Source organism: Paenibacillus sp. FSL H7-0756 (genome assembly GCF_038006765.1).
GTDB lineage: Bacteria > Bacillota > Bacilli > Paenibacillales > Paenibacillaceae > Paenibacillus_AQ.
The window spans coordinates 960,317-980,549 of sequence record NZ_JBBOVT010000003.1; the positions used below are offsets into that span (position 1 = coordinate 960,317).

19 protein-coding genes are annotated in these 20,233 nt (G+C 50.8%); 11 read left to right on the top strand and 8 right to left on the bottom strand.

Features of this window, described 5'->3' with window-relative positions:
- Positions 1-63: 63 nt before the first annotated feature.
- Genes NST04_RS30245 through NST04_RS30260 form a run of 4 tightly spaced genes read right to left on the bottom strand, consistent with a single transcriptional unit; the run spans position 64 to position 4,417 of the window.
- A complete protein-coding gene (locus NST04_RS30245; protein WP_341187536.1) occupies positions 64-1,014 on the bottom strand; it encodes an MTP-1 family protein in 951 nt (316 codons plus the stop codon).
- A 33-nt stretch (positions 1,015-1,047) separates the two neighbouring features.
- Positions 1,048-2,610, bottom strand: coding sequence for an extracellular solute-binding protein (locus NST04_RS30250; RefSeq protein WP_341187537.1), 1,563 nt, complete (start codon positions 2,608-2,610; stop codon positions 1,048-1,050).
- Positions 2,611-2,668: 58 nt separating this feature from the next.
- The gene (locus NST04_RS30255) at positions 2,669-3,541 is read right to left on the bottom strand and encodes a carbohydrate ABC transporter permease (RefSeq protein ID WP_341187538.1); all 873 of its coding nucleotides are present in this window, start codon (positions 3,539-3,541) and stop codon (positions 2,669-2,671) included.
- A 24-nt stretch (positions 3,542-3,565) separates the two neighbouring features.
- Positions 3,566-4,417 (bottom strand): ABC transporter permease, encoded by an 852-nt coding sequence (locus tag NST04_RS30260; RefSeq protein WP_341187539.1) that lies wholly within the window; start codon positions 4,415-4,417, stop codon positions 3,566-3,568.
- A gap of 306 nt (positions 4,418-4,723) precedes the next feature.
- Between NST04_RS30260 and NST04_RS30265 the strand changes: the two genes are divergently transcribed.
- On the top strand, positions 4,724-7,048 hold the full coding sequence (locus tag NST04_RS30265; RefSeq protein ID WP_341187540.1) for a helix-turn-helix domain-containing protein: 2,325 nt from the start codon (positions 4,724-4,726) through the stop codon (positions 7,046-7,048).
- Positions 7,049-7,059: 11 nt separating this feature from the next.
- Here the strand turns inward: NST04_RS30265 and NST04_RS30270 are convergent, their stop codons facing one another.
- The 4 genes from NST04_RS30270 to NST04_RS30285 form a co-directional block, all read right to left on the bottom strand.
- Positions 7,060-7,776, bottom strand: coding sequence for an ABC transporter permease (locus tag NST04_RS30270; RefSeq protein ID WP_341187541.1), 717 nt, complete (start codon positions 7,774-7,776; stop codon positions 7,060-7,062).
- Positions 7,776-8,726, bottom strand: coding sequence for an ABC transporter ATP-binding protein (locus NST04_RS30275; RefSeq protein ID WP_341187542.1), 951 nt, complete (start codon positions 8,724-8,726; stop codon positions 7,776-7,778). Before NST04_RS30275 ends, NST04_RS30270 begins: the two co-directional genes overlap by 1 nt.
- A gap of 121 nt (positions 8,727-8,847) precedes the next feature.
- On the bottom strand, positions 8,848-9,891 hold the full coding sequence (locus NST04_RS30280) for a HAMP domain-containing sensor histidine kinase (RefSeq protein ID WP_341187543.1): 1,044 nt from the start codon (positions 9,889-9,891) through the stop codon (positions 8,848-8,850).
- A 1-nt stretch (position 9,892) separates the two neighbouring features.
- Positions 9,893-10,588: a response regulator transcription factor gene (locus NST04_RS30285; protein WP_341187544.1), complete on the bottom strand. Its 696-nt coding sequence runs from the start codon at positions 10,586-10,588 to the stop codon at positions 9,893-9,895.
- A gap of 215 nt (positions 10,589-10,803) precedes the next feature.
- Between NST04_RS30285 and sbnA the strand changes: the two genes are divergently transcribed.
- The 10 genes from sbnA to NST04_RS30335 are packed head-to-tail and all read left to right on the top strand — an operon-like array spanning position 10,804 to position 20,233.
- Positions 10,804-11,775: a 2,3-diaminopropionate biosynthesis protein SbnA gene (sbnA, locus tag NST04_RS30290; RefSeq protein ID WP_341187545.1), complete on the top strand. Its 972-nt coding sequence runs from the start codon at positions 10,804-10,806 to the stop codon at positions 11,773-11,775.
- Between the two features lie 6 nt (positions 11,776-11,781).
- Positions 11,782-12,906, top strand: coding sequence for a glycoside hydrolase family 88 protein (locus tag NST04_RS30295; protein ID WP_341187546.1), 1,125 nt, complete (start codon positions 11,782-11,784; stop codon positions 12,904-12,906).
- On the top strand, positions 12,906-13,178 hold the full coding sequence (locus tag NST04_RS30300) for a hypothetical protein (protein ID WP_341187547.1): 273 nt from the start codon (positions 12,906-12,908) through the stop codon (positions 13,176-13,178). The genes NST04_RS30295 and NST04_RS30300 overlap by 1 nt, the downstream gene beginning before the upstream one ends.
- Entirely contained in the window at positions 13,175-13,903 is a 729-nt protein-coding gene (locus tag NST04_RS30305) for an HpcH/HpaI aldolase/citrate lyase family protein (RefSeq protein ID WP_341187548.1), read from the top strand. Before NST04_RS30300 ends, NST04_RS30305 begins: the two co-directional genes overlap by 4 nt.
- A gap of 9 nt (positions 13,904-13,912) precedes the next feature.
- Complete coding sequence (locus tag NST04_RS30310; protein WP_341187549.1) at positions 13,913-15,154, top strand: hypothetical protein; 1,242 nt, start codon at positions 13,913-13,915, stop codon at positions 15,152-15,154.
- Positions 15,151-16,107 carry a triphosphoribosyl-dephospho-CoA synthase gene (locus tag NST04_RS30315; protein ID WP_341187550.1) on the top strand — a complete coding sequence of 319 codons (957 nt, stop codon included), beginning with the start codon at positions 15,151-15,153 and terminating at the stop codon, positions 16,105-16,107. The genes NST04_RS30310 and NST04_RS30315 overlap by 4 nt, the downstream gene beginning before the upstream one ends.
- The gene (citX, locus tag NST04_RS30320; protein WP_341187551.1) at positions 16,047-16,565 is read left to right on the top strand and encodes a citrate lyase holo-[acyl-carrier protein] synthase; all 519 of its coding nucleotides are present in this window, start codon (positions 16,047-16,049) and stop codon (positions 16,563-16,565) included. The genes NST04_RS30315 and citX overlap by 61 nt, the downstream gene beginning before the upstream one ends.
- A complete protein-coding gene (locus NST04_RS30325) occupies positions 16,562-17,800 on the top strand; it encodes an MFS transporter (protein WP_341187552.1) in 1,239 nt (412 codons plus the stop codon). Before citX ends, NST04_RS30325 begins: the two co-directional genes overlap by 4 nt.
- On the top strand, positions 17,788-19,023 hold the full coding sequence (locus NST04_RS30330; RefSeq protein ID WP_341187553.1) for an ATP-grasp domain-containing protein: 1,236 nt from the start codon (positions 17,788-17,790) through the stop codon (positions 19,021-19,023). The genes NST04_RS30325 and NST04_RS30330 overlap by 13 nt, the downstream gene beginning before the upstream one ends.
- A complete protein-coding gene (locus tag NST04_RS30335) occupies positions 18,992-20,233 on the top strand; it encodes an ATP-grasp domain-containing protein (RefSeq protein ID WP_341187554.1) in 1,242 nt (413 codons plus the stop codon). Before NST04_RS30330 ends, NST04_RS30335 begins: the two co-directional genes overlap by 32 nt.

Genomic DNA, 20,233 nt, shown 5'->3' on the forward strand with positions numbered 1-20,233 from the left:
CTTCCAGTTCCAAAATTCCCCTCCGCCACTTTTCCTTTAGCTTAAATTTTTAGTTCAATCTATTTAAACAATGCTTCCGTAAGGCGCAAACGGATAGTCAATCGTAATGCGTCCGGCCTGGCAGTCGCCAACCCCGCTGTACAGATCAGCCTTGCCGTCCTCACGCATCACGATCCCCGCAGAGAAGACGCAGTCCGTCAAGTAGGGTGCCTTGGCGGGTCCAGGAGGGTAGCAGGAACGGCTTCCGATCAGATGCAGGTCATGGGATTCCCGGGTCACGGGATCGAAGATGAAGGACATATTCATATAGACCTTGATTTCCTGCCCGCTTTCCTCCTGATGCGAATAACAGATATGGCCGATAATCCCGATGTTGCCGCTGCTCAGCAGGTAAGCCTGGTTGACGCCTCCCCATTCGCCTGCTCCGAAGATACCATGAATGTACGGGGCATTCTCAATAACGTCAGCAGTCAAATCCTCCAGCTTGTCAATCACCGTGAAGCCGATCATGGATTCGCTGCCATATTGGCCCTTCACCTCATGGCCCCGCGGACGCGAGAAGACGCCAATTCTGCCATCCGCCAGAGCAACAAGGCGGATATCCTTCATTTTGTTAGGACCGGTAGTAAAGTAATACAAGTCGTGGAGGTCCGTCCCCCGGTAAAAATAACCGAAATACGTGCTGTATTTGCCGCTTTGATATTGCACATGCGTTCCGCCCAGTACGAGCTCATCACCTATTTCGCTGATATACGGGTCCTCCAGCGTATAAATCATGCTGTTCTCCACCAGGGTCCATTCATCCTGGCCTGTTTCCTCGAACAGCCGGACCCAGGAGCGTGCCCATTCTTCCCGGCGTTCTACCCGCCCGAACAAGTAGCGCTTGCCATCCCGTTCAAAAGGAATAGAAATATTATAGACATCGAATCCATCCACGTTTTTAAATACCAGGGTTGCGCTGTCATAGATGGTTTTGGTGGCTTCAAATTGTTGTTTTTGCTGATGCAGGCTCACGATTTCTCCGCTCCTTTTATGTTGCAGCTCGTTTTATTGCTGAGAAGCTTGATATTCCTTGAACTGCTTTTGGTATTCGGCAACGACCTTATCCAGACCTGCCTTCTTCATTTTATCCAGCGCTTCGGGGAAGGCCTTGTCGTAGTCCAGCACACCCATATAGATTGGAGTGATGCTGGCTGAAGCTTCCGAGAGAATATTGGTATATTCTGTTCTTACATTCGTCGGGTCAAAAATAAAGTTGGCGGCAATACTGTTGACCGCACTCGGATTAGGCTCGAATAAGACCTTGTTATTCTCAGGAATACTGCTCTCCGGGTCAAAGCGCATAAAGTTCACATTGCCGTTCTGGGAATCAGAGCCTCTGTATCTTGGATTATTATTGTTGTTCGGGTCTCTGATCGGCTTTAGGCCCTTGTCGCCATCTTTGGTGTAGTGCTCACCCTCGATGCCATATTGAACCAGATCGTAGTTGTCCTGGCTGGCCAGCATCCAATCCATAAACTTAACGGCCGCCTCGGGATGCTTGCTGTTCGCCGGTACGGCATTCCCGTTCTTGAAGGAGAGGGGGCGCAAATACTCTTTCTCCGGGTTAAACCATACCACGCCGATATCGTCCACTGTAGCATCCGGATTGTACTTCTGGAGCCCGTTCAGGCTTCCGCCCGTTCCCAGGCGTACGAACCATTCTCCGCTGTCGAGCTGGGCATCTACCTGTTCCTGCTTCATGACCAGGATGTCAGGGTTCGTAATTCCTTTGGTGTACAACTCGTGCATGAAGGCGGCATCCTTCTTGAATTCGTCTGTTTCAATCCAGGATTTGACCTCTCCGTTCTGGTTGACATAGAAGAACTTATCCTTAACCGTGAACGGGAAGGTATCATAGGTCCGGTGCAGGATGGAGGTATGCAGATTGATCGGGTCAAAATCAGCCCGGGTGCCTAAGTAAGGCTTGTTCTTCCCCTTCCAGTTCTTCATCACCGTCTCCCAGGCGCTAATCAATTCAGCCGGAGTTGTAGGCTCCTGCAAATTGTTCTCGCGGAGAATGTCGCGGCGGATATTGAACTGGCCTTCACTGGCCATTTCAACCCAGTAGGAGGGGACGATATAATATTTCCCGCCAATGGTGGCTCCACCAAAGATGTCCTCCGGAATATTCTTTTTCAGGTTGGCTCCGTACTTCTCAATCTCCTCTGAGATATCGGCCAGTGCACCCCGGGTATAATAGTTGGAAAAAGGAGTGCGGTCCTGCATGACATGAAACAGATCGAACTCTTCACCGGTGGACAGCATCAGGTTCAGCTTCTGGTCCCAGGCATCCCAGGGGATGAAGATTTTCTCCACGGCAACGCCGACACCGTCTGCAGCCAGCTTCTCGTTGACCTTCTCGAACACCTTCTGGTAGTCTTTCGGCTCGGTGCCGGGAACCACGTATTTGATCTTGACGACCTCAGAGGAATTAGTCTTCTCTGCATTCGGGGATGAAGCATTGCTTTCTCCATTTGCAGCAGGGCTGGCATTATCGGCCTTGCCGCACCCAACCAGGGTGGACAGAGCGAGCACCACAGCTAACAGGGTTGCATAGGATTTTCTCATGAATAATACGGACCTCCTCTTATGTTGTCTTCTATATGTTAACCCCTAAGGGATGACATCAGCCTTTGACTGAACCGATCACGAGCCCTTTCACAAAGTACTTCTGTAAGTAAGGATAGAGGAAGATGATCGGCCCGATGGTTACGATGGCTGTCGCCATCTTGACCGACTCCGAAGGAAGCGTAACGTCGCTTGTTCCGGCCAGCATGGCCATATCGTTCAGCATACTGATCTCCGATTGCATCTGCAGCAGCATGAATTGCAGCGGGTACAAGTCTTTCGTGTCGATCAGCATGATCGCATTCCACCAATTGTTCCAATAATCCAGTCCATAGAAGAGGGCGATGGTCGCCAGTACCGGTTTACATAACGGAAGATAGATCTTGAAAGCAATGACAATATCACTGGCCCCGTCTATGGTGGCGGATTCCCGCAGCGAGTCGGGAATGCCGTTCATGAAATTGCGCACCAGGAAGAGGTTGAACGGGCTGAACAGCAGGGACGGAATAATCAGGGCGAGAATATTATCGGTTAAGCCGAGCGCCCGGTTCATCAGATACCAGGGCACAATGCCGGCGGAGAAAATCATGGTGATAAAAAAGTAAAGGGCCAGCAGATTGCGGTACCTCACATTTTTGTTCGCCAGGGTATAGCCTGCCATAGAAGTAATCAGCAGGGCCAACGTGGTACCGACGAGGGTGACAAAGATCGAAATGCCGTAGCTCTGAATGACCTGGGAGCCGCTCGTGAAGATCAGCTTATAGGCATACAGAGAGAATTTCTCCGGAAACAGGCTGTAGCCGTTCTTAAGAATGGCATCCTCATCCGTAATGGAGATCATCAGCACGAGCAGCATCGGAAGCAGGCACAGTGCCGAATAGACCGCAGTCAGCGTGTACATAACCGTTCTGCTGAATGAAATTCTTTTCATGAATACTCCTCCTCCTTCCCGGATTTAATATAATGCACCGTCTTTGAAGTACTTGCGGGTAATGGCATTGGTACCAAAGACAAGGATGAATCCGATCACCGACTGGAACAGTCCCACGGCCATGGCTTCGGAAGGGTCGCCGATCTGGCGCAAGGAACGGAATACATACGTATCAATAATATCTGTAGTCGAATACAGGGTGCCGTTGTCCCCGATGAGCGCATAGATCATCCCGAAATCGCCGTACATAATTTTGCCGACCGAGAGCATGGTCAGGATAATAACCGTTGGCATCATTAGCGGAAGTGTTATCCTAAAACACATTTGCAGGCGGTTCGCCCCGTCAATCTCGGCGGCTTCATACAACGTCTCTTCGATACCGGTAATGGTCGCCAGGTAGATGATCGCACTCATGCCCGCACCCTTCCACACATGCATGATGGTCAGAATCGCCGGCCAGGACTGGGCTTCGGTATACCAGTTCACGGAGGCCATGCCGAATTGGTTCATGATTCTGTTAATCACGCCCATATCCATGGAGAAAAGCGCATACAGCACATAGCTAATGACGATCCATGAAATGAAATTTGGGAATAACATCAGCGACTGGCTGATCTTCACAAACAGCTTCTTGCGCAGCTCATTCAGCACCAGTGAAATGGCCAGCGCCATCAGTGTACCGAAAACAATAAACAGTAAATTAAGGTAAATGGTATTAAAGGTAACTGTAAGCGCTTTATTGGAACGGAAGAAAAACTCAAAGTTTTTGAAGCCCACCCATTCGCTATGGAAGATTCCCTTTGTATAATTGAAACGCTGGAAAGCAATGACCAGATAAGGATAGGTCATATACCCGAAAATAAATGTGTATGCCATGGCCGGCAAAACCAACAAATAGGATGTGCCGTTTCTGCGGATGTCCGACAGTATGCTGAGCCCTGGGCGCCGTTTTTTCTTCAATTCCTGTTCCCCCTATTTGTTATAAATGACTGTTGCCTTGATTTCAGCTTAGTCATAGCCGCAACGAGTGTCTATTTTAAAACCCGGCAAACGCTTTCAAATAAGGGCACAAGGCTTTCAAAAAAAAGGAATGGCTTTCATTTTCCCCTGATTCAGTACCTTTTCGGCCGGAAATGGTCTATATTTAGAAATGATAACGAGCAGCATTGGGAGGAATACAACATGCGGGCAACCATCAACCGGCTTGTTCGATACAAGGCCTTTCAAAAACTCACCATCTCATATTTCCTTCTCGTTCTGCTAACCGTAAGCCTGCTGTCCAGTGTACTCTTCTCCTTGTTCTCCAGAAGCGCCATTAAGGAGATCGAACGTAATTCCCGGGCCATGTTATCCCAGATCACGTACGCTTCGGATGTAGTCTATAATCAAGTCATGACGATTGGAAATACACTGCTGATTCAACCGGAGATCCTTTCGTTTCTGGATGAGACGGTGGAGAACAAGGTAAGCAATTATCATATTTTTCAGCAGATTGAGCAAATTGCCAATCTAAACCCATATATCCACAGTATCGGAATCCACCGGCCTTCTACAGGCACGACAGTCGATACAGCCGGGCTTCCATTCGACGTATCGCTCACCGCGCCTAGCGCGAAGCAGTACATGGAATTCAATCCGCGCAGCCTGAAGGTTGCGGGCCGCAACAACGGCAAGCCCTTACAGTTCCTGACCTTCTTGCTGTATCCGAATTTTGCATATCAGACCACAGGCAGTCCGCTGATCTATATCAATGTGGAGGAGCAGTCGATTCTGACGACCATCCGCAAGATCGGCAAAGCGGACGCCGCTAATAATGTCTTCGTGATCAATAATGAAGGTAAAGTGCTGTCTCATACCGATTCCAATCTGTTCCTGGATGATCTATCCGGGGAGGAGTATGTGCGGACGATATTAATTGAGAACCAACCGGAGAACAGCTTCACCACGACGATCGCAAACAAAAAGAGTCTGGTCACTTATGTGAAATCAGAGGAACTGGACTGGTATTTTGTAAGCGTTTCACCGTATTCGGAGCTTATTTCTAACATTGATCAGCTCCGGGGAATTACGCTGCTGGTGACCGCCGGAATTGTACTCGCAGGCCTGTTGAGCTCTATCCTGTTGACCTCGAACATGAATAAGCCCTTATCGGCGCTGCTGGAAAAAGTTATGCCTGCCCCGGCCACACCCGCATCCGGCCTGGCACTTATAGATGAGTACAAGATGGTGAACGAAGTGTTCCAATCCTATCATGAACGTGAGAAATCGATGCAGTTCGTCATCAGCCATTCTTCCCGGACGGTCCGTGAGCATTATCTTCATGCCTTGCTGCGGGGTCATTCCCTGGAGGACTCGGCCTCCAGCGAAATAATTAAGGAGATTGGAGAGGAGGTGGCGGGGCCGTTCTTCGGCGTGCTGGTGTTCAAGATCAATGAGCTTGAGCCGGCAGGGGAGAGGGTAGAGGGGAAACAGCAGTCCTTGCTGCGCTTCGCGCTGGGGAATATCTCCAAAGAGCTGCTGGAGCATATCGGCCCCTGTGATGTTCTCATCATGGGAGGAAATGAAGCCGTTGCCATCCTTCAGTATACGAAAAATCAGCTCCCGGAGGAGCTGAAGCCTGCCTTGCGTGATGTTCAAAGCTTCCTGAACCGTTACTTCAAGGTGACAGTATCTATTGGTATAGGAGATATAGCCTTTGGCAAGGGAAATATTCCGTCCTCGTATACTTCCGCGCAGCAGTATGTGAAATACCGCTTAATCTATGGAAAAGAAGCGATTCTGGATGCAGCGGCGACAAGGCACCATGTGTTAACGGCCTTAAGCTATCCCGGCGCCTGCGAGAAGAAGCTGATTGATGCTGTGCAGCAGGGCAAGCCGGAGCCTATTATTAGCGCCACCCAAGAATTTATCGATACCATATCCGGCGGTTCGGTTCATCAGATCATTACCTTTAGCACTCAGCTCATGTTGTCTTTGCTGAAACATTTCGATTATTTACAGCATGTGCCGGATTCTAATTTCAATGATTACCTGCAGGCGGTAACCGAGATTGAAGGTGCTGAGGATTTGGCGGAGATCCGCAACCTGTTTGGCCGCTATTGCTCCACGATCTGCAAGTTAATTGAAGACAAAAATCACTGGATGAATGCCAAGAAGCATAATAGTCTCATTGAAAAAGTACAGAATTATGTCCATGAGCATTATGCCGAGCCTAATATTTCCCTCGATCTGGTGTCCAAAATCGCCGGACTGTCACCCAGCTATCTGGGCAAGCTGTTCAAAGGAGCAACCGGGCAATCCTTCAGTGAATACCTGAACAACACCCGGCTGGACAAAGCGAAGGAGCTGCTTGCTGCAACGAATGACACGGCGGCCAAGATCAGTGAAGCGGTAGGGATTTACAACATCACTTACTTCTCCACCCTGTTCAAGAAAAAATACGGACTGACACCCTCGGCCTTCCGCGAGCAGGAGGCGATGAAAGGCGCCGCAGGTGATGAGGAGTGATCATTTCCCGCTTAAGGCTGCTCCGCATATCTCCACCAGGCAAAGGTTCCGGCGATTCCGATGATCCCGGTATAGGCAAGTATGATGATACTGCTCAGCTGCAGCGAACCGGTGCTTAGAAATACCGACGGGATCGTCCATGGGAAATAGGGTGCAAATCCGAAGGAGCTGAGCACATTGGACAGAATGACGATGATCAGGATGAGCCCCAGGGGAGCCAGGTAGCCCTTGGTCACATTAGCCAACAGAATGCTTGGCGCGGTCACAAAAATGTACAACAGTGAGGTAATGAGGAACTTAAGGAACAAGCTCCAAATGAAAGCGGCGGACCCGCCTGCAACGCCCAGGATGGCTCCTACAGCAAGACCTACTGCGAACATATAGATGGAAAGTAACAGACACCATGCTAAAATGACCAGGAATTTGGACAATACAATTTTTGATCTGGAAATGGGCTTGGCCAGTAAATCTTTGATCGTCCGATCTGAAAATTCACGTCCGAATACCCATGCCGCCACAAAGGTGTATCCGATCAGTCCCAGCGGGGCAAGTGTCTCCAGCAATCCGTTTAAATACACTTCCCAAGTGACACCGCCGGCGTCACTGGATAATACATTTCCGACGCCCATCATGATGGGCCCGAAGCCTAAAACCAGGAACATGATCCAGAATACATTCGAGCGGATAATCTTGCGGATCTCACAATGCAACACCGATAAAATATTCATTATACAATCCCCCTGTTAACACCGATGGTGCGGAGAAAATAACCTTCCAGGTCCTCTGTAACTACCCGGAGCGACGTTGGCGGCTGATTGCTTTGCACGAGCAGTTCGGCCAGCCGTTCAGGATGATCTGCGGCATGTTCATTGGTTAGTTTAATGGAGCCGTCCGCCGTATCCACGAAGTTATAGCCATGCTCCTCCAGCACCTTCTTTAAGGCGGGCTTGTTCCGGCCGTTCACGACCAGGCTTTTCTCCAAGGACTGCTCCAGCTTGTCCATTGCGACTTCTTTCACCAGCTTGCCGCCGTGAATAATACCAATCCGTGTGGACACCTTCGAGAGCTCCTCTAACAGATGGCTGGATATAAAAACAGTGATGCCGAAATTGTGCGCCAGATTGTATAACATATTCCGTATCTCCGCCACGCCTGCGGGATCAAGGCCGTTGATCGGCTCGTCCAGGATCAGAATCTCCGGGTTGTGAATCATCGCTTTGGCAAGACCCAGACGCTGCTTGTTCCCAAGTGAGAGATGCTTTGCTTTTTTCTTTTTGTGCGGCGCAAGCCCCAGCTTATAGATGACCTGATGTACGGCATCCGGGTCCGGCAAGCCTTGCATACGCCGTGCGATATCAAGATTCTCCGTTACCGTCAGATCCGGATAAAAGGTAGCCTCCTCCAAATATCCGACGTTGCTCCATAATTTAGAGTTTCCGGCGTCGACCTTCTCACCTAACATATACAGCTTGCCGGAAGTAGGCTTAAGCATTGCCAGGAGCATTTTGATCGTCGTTGTCTTCCCGGCGCCGTTCAGTCCCAGGAATCCGTAGATCTCTCCCCGGCTGACCTCCAGCGAAAGATTGTTTAATATGGTATAGTCGCCAAAGCTTTTGTGCACTCCGTCAATTTGTATAGCGGGCGTGCTGCCGATTCTTTTCTTGGATAAAATACTCATTCTTCCTCAAACCTCCTGCTTGGTTCCAGTGATTGTTGTATCCTGCTACAACTTATTGTCACATCCAAACATGAAGCTTTATTAAAAGAAAAATAAACAGATCTGAAGAAAATATAAAAAACTATAAAGGCAGGCTGAACCTGATCCCGAGACCGCCATGTTCGGAAGGGAAGGCCATAATTTCGCCTCCATGGTGCTCAATAATCGATTTACAGCTGGCCAGCCCCAGACCAAGTCCGCCCTTCCGGATCTGCCGCGACGGGTCCACCGTAAAAAATTTGAGGAACAGCGAAGACATGTCCTTATCCGGCACACCAATGCCATTATCCTCAATCTGAAAATAAGCATGATGCTCCCGCAGGTAACCGGTCATATACACCTTCAGCTCATTCTTTCCACCATATCGTACGGCATTGCTGAAGAGATTGCCGAACACCCGGCGAAGCATCGGTTCATTGACCGTCAGCCAAATGCTGTCCGTGAAGGAATGGCGGCATGTCAGTTCAATATCAAGTCCCGCCAGCTCATACTCATATTCAAAAGCAATGTCGGCAAATAAATCTCTCGCCTTTACAGGCTTAGCGGTCATGGATTCGAGCTCCGATTTTTCTTTGGTGAAGCTGGAGAAATCATTGAGGAGTTCAACCATAAAGGCTGACTTCCGCTGAATCAATTCATAAAATTCCTGCTTTTCAGCTTCAGGTAAGTTCTCATGGGTAGCCAGCAGTTCTGTGAAGCCGTTAATCGAGGTCAGGGGTGTCTTCAAATCGTGGGCGATGGCGGCAAGCATATCGGTCTGTTCTCTGTGGGCGAGCTGAAGCCGGTGCTCCATCTTATTGAAGTGCTTATATAGCTCTCCGATCTCGTCCTTACGCTTCAAAGCCAGCGGAGGCAGGGGATGGACCACATTGACTTCCTCCAGCCGGGCATTCAGACGCCGGATAGGCTTCTCAATATAATAATGAATATAGATGATCAGAATGAGAAATATGCAGCCAGCGATGGCGAAGATGGGCAGCAGTAATACTATATATGGTGAGTCCAGCAAGGTGGTACGTATTGGGGAATATACGGCAAAGACAAACTTCAAGTAGAGTCCAATAGAGAACATCAGAATCAGCAGCATCAGCAGGAATAACAGGGGAAGCTTGATTTTAAGTTTCATCCTATTGCTCTCTTTCCGTGTATTTATAGCCTATGCCCCAAATGGTTTTAATGAAGTGTTGCTCAGGACCCAGCTTCTTGCGGATATTCTTGATATGAACCGTTACGGTATTGATCTCGCCGTATTCGTCTCCCCAGACGTTCTCATAGATCTGCTCCCGGCTTAGTACCTGATTCGGGTGACGCATCAGAATAGACAGAATTTGAAATTCCTTCGCGGATAAGTCGAGCTTCCCGCCGTACAGGAAGGCTTCATACGTTTTATCATTTAAAATGAGCGGAGCATTGGCCTTGTCTTTGGCGGGGCTAAGCTCGCCCCACTCTTTGTGCAGCCTGTCCACTTTGCGGAAATGCGCCTTGATCCTGGAAGCCAGCTCCTGAATACTGAACGGCTTGGTCATATAATCATCTGCGCCGATTTCCAGACCGACAATTTTATCAATATCCTGATCCCGCGCACTTAATAACATAATAGGAACATTATAAGAGGACCGGATCGTCCGGCAGACATCCAGTCCGCTCATATCAGGCATGACGATATCGAGAACAACGAAATCAATAGGGTGATCCTCCACCGCAGATAAAGCTTCTCCCCCCGAACTGGCCGTAATTACAGCGAATTGCTCATACCTTAGCGTCTTGCTGATAAGCTTTACGATTTCTTCATCATCGTCTACCACTAATATCGTTTTGGACATATTACTACCTCCCGGGGCACTAAACATTATGAAGTTAATCATAATTGCTTGATGTTGTTGTTGCAAACCTATGGATTTTTATAGAAAATTTGAATCAATGTGATAAATTTTTTTGATATATTTACATTTATTGGGACATGAGTGTATGATGCGAATGTATTTATTTTACTTTTTATAGAAAAAAATATGAGATTTTCCCTTGGGAGGTGATAGGTTTGATCTACGACAATGTGCTGCAATTAATTGGGAACACGCCTATTGTTAAACTGAATTATCTTCCAGAGCCGAATGGGGCGCAGGTATTCATCAAGCTGGAAGGCCTTAATCCCGGCGGCAGCATGAAAGACCGCACAGCGCTCTACATTATCAGCCAAGCGGAGGCAGCGGGACAACTGCAGCCCGGCGGCACGATTGTTGAATCTTCCTCCGGGAATCTGGCGATCGGACTGGCGCTTGTAGCACGGCAAAAAGGGTACAAGCTGATTTGTGTGGTCGATCCCAAAATCAGCCCGGTCAATCTCAGCATTATCCAGGCTTATGGTGCAGAGACGGTAATGGTTGATCAGGCTGATGAGTATGGCAACTATCTTAGAGCCCGCCTGGACAAGGTACAGGATCTCGTCAGGCAACTGGGGGCATTCTGGCCTAATCAGTATAATAACCCGAGTAATCCTGAGGCACACAGACAAACGACTGCGCCTGAAATCTATGAGGCGTTCGGTAATGGGCTTCAGTGGGCGGTCATACCGGCAGGTACCTGCGGTCTCATTACCGGGTGCAGCCTGGGGCTGAAAGAACATATCCCGCAGATAAAGATCATGGCCGTTGATGCGGCCGGTTCGGTTACCTTCGGGCAGCCGCCGGGTGTAAGGCATCAGATTGGCATTGGTTCAGCTATAGTACCGGGCAATGTACGAAGAGAGCTGTATGACGAGATTACGCATGTCTCGGATGCGGAGGCCTTCTCCACCACCCGCAGGCTGGTTCAGGAAGAAGGGCTGCTGGTCGGCGGCTCCGCAGGTTCAGCGGTATTCGCGGCCCTTAAGCTTGCCCGCCGCCTGCGTGCCGGGGACAAAGTTCTTGCGATTCTTCCAGATCGCGGAGACCGGTATTACAATACTATTTTTTCGGATGAATGGCTGGAGAAGATTGGGATTGAACGGGTTACAAGCGCTGTGAAAATATGATCGGGGGTGCTGAAGATTACTGTATCCACACGTAATGAGGTAATTGACCGTGCCGTCAGACAGACCCGCCGGCAGCTTGCCAGGCTTGCTTCAATGCCACCTTCCGGTCAGATTAAGCTTCCTTATGTTACGAACAACGGAAGATACATGCTGGAGGATAAGTGGTCTTCCGGCTTCTTCATTGGACTTCTCTACCGGCTCTATCAGTTGACTGGCGATCCTCTCTATATGGAGGAGGCTGACCGCTGGATCGGCGGGATTGAGCCTTATAAGAATCAGGGGGATTATCAGGATATTGGCTTCCTGTTCTATTATTCTTATGCACTCGGGTACGATCTGACCGGTAAGGAAGCCTACAGGGCGATTGCGCTTGAAGCTGCTGACAGCCTCTTTGATTCCCGTCTCCCGGGCGGTTATCTGGAATGCAATTGGCTGCCCGAGGGGAAGCGCTACGCAGGCGTTGACAGTATGATGAACATCCGGTTGTGGCTATGGGCCTACCGGGTAACCGGTGAGGAGCGCTATCGCGCCGCTGCCATAGAATCAGCGCGGATTACAAGTGCTGCGCTGATGAGGGAAGACGGCTTCACTTACGAATATATGAGAATGGATTCCGTTACGGGAGCCCCGGAGGAGCCCTACAACAAGAACGCTAAGTTCAGCTCAGCCTCGGTATGGGCCAGAGGCCACACATGGGCACTCTATGGAGCGGTTCAAATGTATCTGCTTGGCCATGAAGAGGAGTGGAGAACAAAGGTTGAACGGCTCTCTGCATTCTACTTAGCCCATGTCTGTAGTGACGGTGTTCCGGCCTGGGATCTGATGCTGTCCGATCAGGAGACGGCTATGAGGGATGCTTCCGCTGCTGCGATCTCTTGCTCTGCCTTCTATCAGTTTGCCGCAGCCCTAAGCCCTAATGATCCCTTGCGCCAGCAATTCCGGCAAGAAGCAGAGAGGGTGCTCGATATTCTGATTTCTGCGGAGTATGCGCCTACGGGTCCGGAGCATGAAGGATTGCTGGTGCACGCCAGCACTCCGCTGCATGTCGTTCAAGCCGCAGGCGAATCCCAGATCTGGGGCGATTATTTTCTGCTGGAGGCTCTATATTACTCATTGGAGGTCGGTTCTTAATGAATGTCAGTGCCGGATCGATAGAATCTAGCGATATTAAAATTGTCATCGAAGAAGGTCATGCTGCAATGCAATGCATGAATATGGTGCCGGAGCTTACGGACCGCCAAGTCTATGAATATGTTGTTCCCATTCTGAAGCAGTATGGCTTGGCGGATCTGTCCCCCCAGATCTGGTTCAATGGAGCCAATGATTGGGTGGTCCGCAGCCGCTGTGAAGCCTTGCGAAGTATGCTGAGTGCTGCCTTAGAGCGGGAGGAGGTAACGGGATGAATCAGGCTGCTGAACAGCAAGTCTATTTCTATGTTCCGGGATACAAACCGAATTACATAGAGTATGCCATGACCTTCTATCCTATGAATATTATTCTTTGTCTGGAAGACGGTACGCCGGAGGATAAGAAGCTTGAAGCAAGATATGTGGTCAAGAATGCCCTTCAGGAATTCAGTGACTCGGAGCATACCCTCATTGTCCGCGTGAATAGTGTTCATACCTCTCACTGGGAGCAGGATCTGGAAGAGCTAGTGCCAGAGCGCCCTGCCCGAATCCGGCTGCCCATGGTCCGGACGGCGGAGGATTTACGGCAAGTGGAACGCAAGGTGCAGGATATTATTCAAAAGCGCAGCTTGAACTATTCTCCAAGCTATGAAGTCATGATCGAATGCTGCGAGGCTATTGCCAATCTCGGAGAGATTCATCAGGCCAGCCGGAATATTTATGCTTTTACCTTTGGAGGAACGGATTATTTCAATGACTGTGTAGCTAAGGGGCTTGTGGACCCGGCCTGGGAGGTCCGGAAGGCCAAGCAGAAGCTGGGGGAATACTGCCGCAGGCTGGGGCTTCAATGCTTTGACACTACTTACATGGCTTATCGTGATCTGGAGGGGTTTCGCGAGGATTGCCTGCTCTCCAGGGAATATGGCTTTACGGGGCGTTCCGTAATCCATCCTGACCAGGTTGCCGTCGTCCAAGACATATACGGAATTTCAATAGCGTAGGAGGCTGTTATGTTCACAACATACCGATTGGAATTACCTGATCCTGTGACGCTGAATAAGCTGCAAATCCCTGTTTTCACCCATATGTTCCTGCAAAATGTATCCGCCCATAAGGTGCAGGTGGACCCGATTCAGGGGAAACGCATCAGCGTCACTTATCTATCGTCTTATCCCAGGGAGCAGATTGAGCGGGAGGTTGCTATTTTCCTGGAGCGGTTCACCCCCGAGCATGATGAGGCATCCGCATCATCCGCTGAAGTACTGGAGCCTGGGCTGAATGTGGTGGAGCTGCATGAGCCGCCGCTGGAGAAGCTGTGCTCCTGCTGCACGCCGGGCAATCAGCGGAATATCTCGGATGACCTGCTGGAGCAGAGATGGCTGACTTTATTGAAGAATCAGGAGCTGGCGTACCATCGCCCGATCATCCGTCTGCTGGAGTATTTTGACCAGAGCTATGTGGATTATATCGGCCGGAGGATCGGGGATTGTCAGGAGCGGCAGTATTCGGTCTTGTTGCCTGCTGCCTTCGCCGAGAAGATGAATTATTTCCATAGTGCCCCGATGCATTTGCTGCTGGCTACCCACCTCAGCCATGACCAGGCCAAAATGATAGCCTTCGCGGAAGATATCTCCGCCAATAACGGCAAGCTTCCGCAGGACTCCGGCCCTTATCTGGAGACGCCGCCCTATCTTCTGCAATCCGCGCCTTGCTATAAGGTCTATATGGAAATGGAGGACCGTGAGCTTGAGGACAATACCGCTTTTGTACTCAAAGGCCAATCCTTCCGCAATGAGGGCAAACGTGTATATCTGCTTGAACGGTTATTGAATTTCACCATGCGGGAATTCGTATTTCTGGGGACGCCCGAATACGTCACCCGGATGCGTGACTTGACATTAGGATGGACCATCGAGTGGATGGAAGCGGCAGGGCTGAAAGGCGAGTGTGCCTTAGCCAATGATCCATTCTTCCTGCCGGGTAAGGTGAAGCAGAATTTCAAAGTGCCCAAACATGTCAAATACGAGGTTCGTGCGGATATTCCCTATAAAAACGATACGATTTCGATTGCTTCCTATGACACGCACGGCGATTTTTTTGCAAAGACCTTTAACTTTAGACTGAGGGACAACGCAGAGACATGGTCGGGCTGCATCGGACTTGGCCTGGAACGGGTAGTATGGAGCTTTCTGCAGCAGTACGGTCTACAGAGTGAGCACTGGCCTGCGGCAATCCCGGAGAGCGTAAAGTGACCGCTTCCGGCCAAGCTGCAGCGTCCTGGATTGCCGAAACGATGGTCTACAGTGTTCTGGCCGAGGCTGTGAGCTGGCCTTCCCCCGGATTGGTATCGGCGGTCAGCAACGGATGTCACGCGGATATGGATGTTTACACTTTTCTGAGAAGCGCACTCCGCATTCAGCCTTATTACCAGCAAGCAGCACGCTTGGGCGTAGCAGAATCCTCGGGCCGAACCGGCAGAGAATATTTATTCAGGAGGCTCCAGCAGACCGGGCGGCGGGCCGAGGCTGACATGCTTAAGGCTACCGGGGGAGTGAATACCCATAAAGGAACGATCTTCCTGGGGTTGATTCTATGCGCGGCTGCCGGAATGACGAGTCAAAGTCCATCCGGCATAGCAGAACCGCAGGAGATATGCCGCTTGGCCGGAAGGCTGGCTGAGTATCCGCTGCGGGCACAATTGGCAGACATCCTGGAGGAGACGCAACATGCAAGCACAGGCGGACGCGCGTACAGGGAGTGGGGAATTAGAGGGATACGGGGCGAAGTTATAGACGGATTTCCGTCCATTCTTCAGCAGGGCTTGCCTGCCTTGCGTGAGGCGCTTCAACAAGGAGCGGATCTGCGGACGGCGCAGATCCACTCCTTGTTATCATTGATGACTGTGGTACAGGATACCACGCTGCTGAACCGCAATTTCGACAGGACAAGGATTGACTATACTCAGAAGAGTGCCTTAGCGGCGTTGGACCGGGGGAGTCTGTTCACCTCTGAGGGCAGAGCCTATATCCGCACCATGGAGGAGGATTTCCGTCTCCGTTCCCTATCTCCCGGCGGATCAGCCGATCTGCTGGCCATGACGCTTGCTTTGCATTTGTGGACTGAGAATCAGGGGGAGGAAAGAGTGTGGCGAACGATTCCGCTGTGTCAGCCATCCTTCGTGACCGGGAGCGCCTCCATGAGCTAAGAGAGGCCAGGTATCCGGCAGAAGGCTCGCTGATACAGATTATGATGAATATTCCGGGGCCGGATAAGAAGCTGGCTGTTGCCTATGAATTATTCGAGCTCTGTATGGAGGCTTTACAGGAAGCTCTGGCGGTTGCAGCTTATAAGATACTTATGCTTGAGCGGATCGAGCTGGCGCTTGGTCCGGTAGCTTATCTTCAGGTATCTGCGGATGCGGCGGAATTGAAGCAATTCTGTCTGTCCTTTGAACTGGAGCATCCGCTTAGCGCGTATTGGGATATGGATATTTATGATTCATCGGGAAAAGCAATGGGCAGGCATGAGCTGGGTGCTCCTTCACGCCGCTGTTATCTGTGCGGGCAGCCTGCTAAAGTGTGCGGATTCCTGCAGCGTCATTCGCCGGAGGAATTAATCGGACGCATGGCTGCTGATCTGGCGGCAAGGAAGGCCATCACATGAATCTTTTCCGAAACCTAAAGGTGCCCCGGCCGGTGTTTGCCATTTGCCTGAACACGCTGATTACCCATCTTGGCTTCTACGCCATGACGGCGATATTAACGGTCTATCTGTCTCAGGTCAAAGGATTGCCTCTGTCGGTTACCGCTGTAGTTACCATGATCTTCACCGTGTCTTACCGCAGTGCGAGGTTCCTTACCGGACCCTTGCTGGACAATATGGACCCGTTCAAATGCATGTGGTTCGGCTGCCTGCTAACAGGCGTCTCCATCGCAATGGTGGATTTCTGGCAGTCGCCGCTTTTGATTACAATCCAGCTTATCATTGCCGGGATCGGCTACTCGGTCAGGGGCTTGTCCTCCAAGGCTTCTTTATCCTTCGTGGGGAGTAAGGATGGCAATGCCCTGTTTTATTTTGCGAATTCCAATATGTATACGAACGGTGCGGCCATTGCCGGGCCGTTAATCGGCTCCTTTCTGCTGACTAGCTCCTTGAAAAGCTTCACGTTGACCTTCGTTGGAGGGTTCTATGTTGCGGGTGCTATCCTGCTCACTATCTTCCCGCCCGGGTGCAGTCTGCTTGACCAGGAACGGAAGCCGGTAAGCTTCTGGAAAGGATATCAGACCGTTCTGCTCGATAAAAGCTTCCGTAAAGTGCTGCTGTTCAATATGATCGGCTGCTTTTTCTTTACCCAATTGTTCAATTCCTTTCCTTATTTAATCGGCACTTATTATAACGCACCGGAAAGGCTGGGGAGTCTGCTTATGCTGAACGGAATCCTCGTGGTGCTGCTGCAGATTCCGTTCGGGCGCTGGATGAATACAGCGTTGTCAGGCCAGCGTGAGGGATACCGGCTGACTCTGGCGTTTCTGCTATTCAGCGTTTCTTTTTCAATGAATGCGGTCATTGGCTCGATCTGGGGCTATTACGTATTCGTCGCGTTGTTCACCCTTGCAGAAATGTTATTCATACCCACGATAGATGCTTATGTCTCTAACGCTGCCCATCCGGATCTGCGTATCACGTATTTCAGTGTCATCGGATTGTCCACGGCCCTTGGCGAAGGAATCGGTGTATATACCGGGCTGCAATTCATACATATGTGGAGCATCTACGGAGAGTTGTCCTACTTCTGGTTATCATTAGCCGTTCTGTCCGGGCTGTCCCTTGTACTATACGTGATGTTAAACCGGTCACCTGTTCATAACAAAGAGGAGGGGAAACTGTGGCGATATTAATTCTGAATCAAAGGAGGCGGGCCTTCGCTCCTTATCTGAGCTGGCTGGAGGATCTGGATGAAGAGGTATACCTGTATACTTCGCCGGCATATGGTGAGACAACGGAGCCCTATGCCCTTGTAGAGGTGTTCGACAACTGGGTGACTAATGACCGGGTAGAGATCGATGCGTTACGTTTGTATGAAGATCATCCTTACCGTCTGATTATAGCCCTCGATGAGAGCGATCTGATTCGTGCAGCCCGGCTGCGTGAACGGCTGCATCTGCCTGGACAACGGCTGGATAGCGCAATTGCCTACAGGGATAAAGCGGTGATGAAAAGCTTGGTCAGCCCGCAGGTATCATGCCCGGCATTCCGCAGGCTGGCTTCGCCGCTTCAGCTGTATGATTTTGTACGGGAACATGGCTTGCCGGTTGTGGTTAAACCGCTGGATGGTATGGGTTCTATGAATACGGATATTATACGGACCCCGGAGCAATTGAATGGTGTATGGGAACGCGGCCTTGGCAGCGGCTTAATGGTTGAAGCCTATGTTGAGGGAGAGATGTATGAGATTGATGGTCTGATGATGGGCCAGGAGATCCGCTTTGCTTCTGTGGGCAAATATTCCTGCAAGCCGCTGGAGATTCTCCAGCAGGATTGCTTCGTGGAATTGCTCAGCCCCGGCTGCGCGCTGTATGAGCGGCTGGTTCATGAAGTTCAGCAGGTCATTGAAGCCCTGCCCTCACCGGGAATCTCAACCTTTCATTGTGAAATGTTCCATACTCCGGAGGATGAATGGGTATTCTGTGAAATTGCCAGCCGGACCGCAGGCGGACGGATCAGTGAATCTGTCAGTGCCATGTACGGCGTGGATCTGAACCGGGAATGGGTCCGGGCGCAATGCGGTCTGCCGCTGAAGCTGCCGGCGCCAAGGCCGTCACAGGTAGCGGGGGTATATCTAATGCCGAAGCGTCCCGGGACAGTAAAGGCTATTCCGCAGACGCTGCCTTTTGAATGGGTGAAGGAATATGTTCCCCGCGTCAGAGAAGGCGAGCAGCTGGACGCGGCCCATTCCAGCGTGGATGCCGTGATGACCGTAATCATCGTTGGCGAGAATTCGGCGTCGCTGCAAGCCAGGCTGTCACAATTGCGGCGGTATCTGGAGCATGAAGTGCAAATACTGCCCGCTTACAAGGAGGATGCAACTCATGAAGCACCTGTTATTAGTAGAAAGCAATGAGTCTATCGCAGGTATCCAGGCTTGCAAGGAGCTGGGGTACACTGTCACGTTGCTGACCCAGAATATTCAGCATTACCTGAAGGGCCAGCCGCTGGAGTCCCACCCGCTCCGGTTGGTAGATTACATTCATGAAGTGGACACCTTTAATGAAGAAGCTGTGGTTGACTTTGTCAAAGAGTACCATCAAGCGTATCCCTTGACCGGAGTGATGTCCTTTGCAGAATTCTATGTGGTGCAGGCAACGGCTGCTGCGCATGCGGTTGGTGTGCCGACCATGCACCCGCTGGCTGCCAAGAATGCCCGGAATAAATATAGATCCAGAGAAATCTGCGTTCAGAGCGGTGTGCCGGTTCCCCGTTCGCTGCTCGCAGGCAGTGCGGAGGAAGCTTGCCAACATGCCCATTCCATGGGTTATCCCTGTATCGTTAAGCCGTGTGACGGGGCTATGAGTATTGGGGTAGTCTTTGTCAACAATGAGCGAGAGCTGCGCCAGGCTTACGAGAGTTATGTGAACAACAGGGATTTCGGGCGTAATCTCTATGGAAGTACGGATGTGCTCATTGAGGAATACGCAGCCGGGCCACTGGTCAGTGTGGAGATGGTTACTTATCAGGGGCAGGATCACCTGATCGGGATTACGGACCGCCGTCTGGTTGGATTCCCCTATTTTGTAGAGACGGGTGCCAGCTTTCCGGTTCAGCTAAGCCATGAGGCAGAGATCGTTGACGTGGTCCGCAGGGGACTGCATGCACTTGGGGTTGACTTTGGCCCCACACATACAGAGGTTGCTCTCACTCCTGAAGGCCCTAAGATTATTGAATTCAATCCGCGGATGGTGGGCGGGCCTGTTCCGGAGATGATTAAATACGCAACGGGCATTGACCTGGCGCGCGAAGTGCTTCGTATGCATATGGGGGAGGCCCCGGAGTTGACGCCAAGCGTCTCACGCGGCGCTGCTTCACGGGAATTCTGTTCGCCGGTTGACGGCAGGCTGATCGAGGTTACGGGGCTTAAGGAATTAGAGGGACGTGCGGACATTCTGCGGTCGCATTTCATTGCTGAAGGGCGCGAGGTGTCCTTTCCGAGATCTAATTTTGACTGGATTGGCCGAGTGATGGTTGGAGGGGACGATGCAGCGCAGGCGGAGCAGAAATGCGGCGAAATACAGAATACGATCGGCTTGCACATTGCAGCCAGACCTATAAGCTGA

Coding starts and splice junctions, on each gene's coding strand:
- NST04_RS30250 (WP_341187537.1), bottom strand. CDS start 2,610: ATGAGAAAATCCTATGCAACCCTGTTAGCTGTGGTGCTCGCTCTGTCC.
- NST04_RS30255 (WP_341187538.1), bottom strand. CDS start 3,541: ATGAAAAGAATTTCATTCAGCAGAACGGTTATGTACACGCTGACTGCG.
- NST04_RS30260 (WP_341187539.1), bottom strand. CDS start 4,417: ATGGCATACACATTTATTTTCGGGTATATGACCTATCCTTATCTGGTC.
- NST04_RS30265 (WP_341187540.1), top strand. CDS start 4,724: ATGCGGGCAACCATCAACCGGCTTGTTCGATACAAGGCCTTTCAAAAA.
- NST04_RS30270 (WP_341187541.1), bottom strand. CDS start 7,776: ATGAATATTTTATCGGTGTTGCATTGTGAGATCCGCAAGATTATCCGC.
- NST04_RS30275 (WP_341187542.1), bottom strand. CDS start 8,726: ATGAGTATTTTATCCAAGAAAAGAATCGGCAGCACGCCCGCTATACAA.
- NST04_RS30280 (WP_341187543.1), bottom strand. CDS start 9,891: ATGAAACTTAAAATCAAGCTTCCCCTGTTATTCCTGCTGATGCTGCTG.
- NST04_RS30285 (WP_341187544.1), bottom strand. CDS start 10,588: ATGTCCAAAACGATATTAGTGGTAGACGATGATGAAGAAATCGTAAAG.
- NST04_RS30300 (WP_341187547.1), top strand. CDS start 12,906: ATGAATGTCAGTGCCGGATCGATAGAATCTAGCGATATTAAAATTGTC.
- NST04_RS30305 (WP_341187548.1), top strand. CDS start 13,175: ATGAATCAGGCTGCTGAACAGCAAGTCTATTTCTATGTTCCGGGATAC.
- NST04_RS30310 (WP_341187549.1), top strand. CDS start 13,913: ATGTTCACAACATACCGATTGGAATTACCTGATCCTGTGACGCTGAAT.
- NST04_RS30325 (WP_341187552.1), top strand. CDS start 16,562: ATGAATCTTTTCCGAAACCTAAAGGTGCCCCGGCCGGTGTTTGCCATT.
- NST04_RS30335 (WP_341187554.1), top strand. CDS start 18,992: ATGAAGCACCTGTTATTAGTAGAAAGCAATGAGTCTATCGCAGGTATC.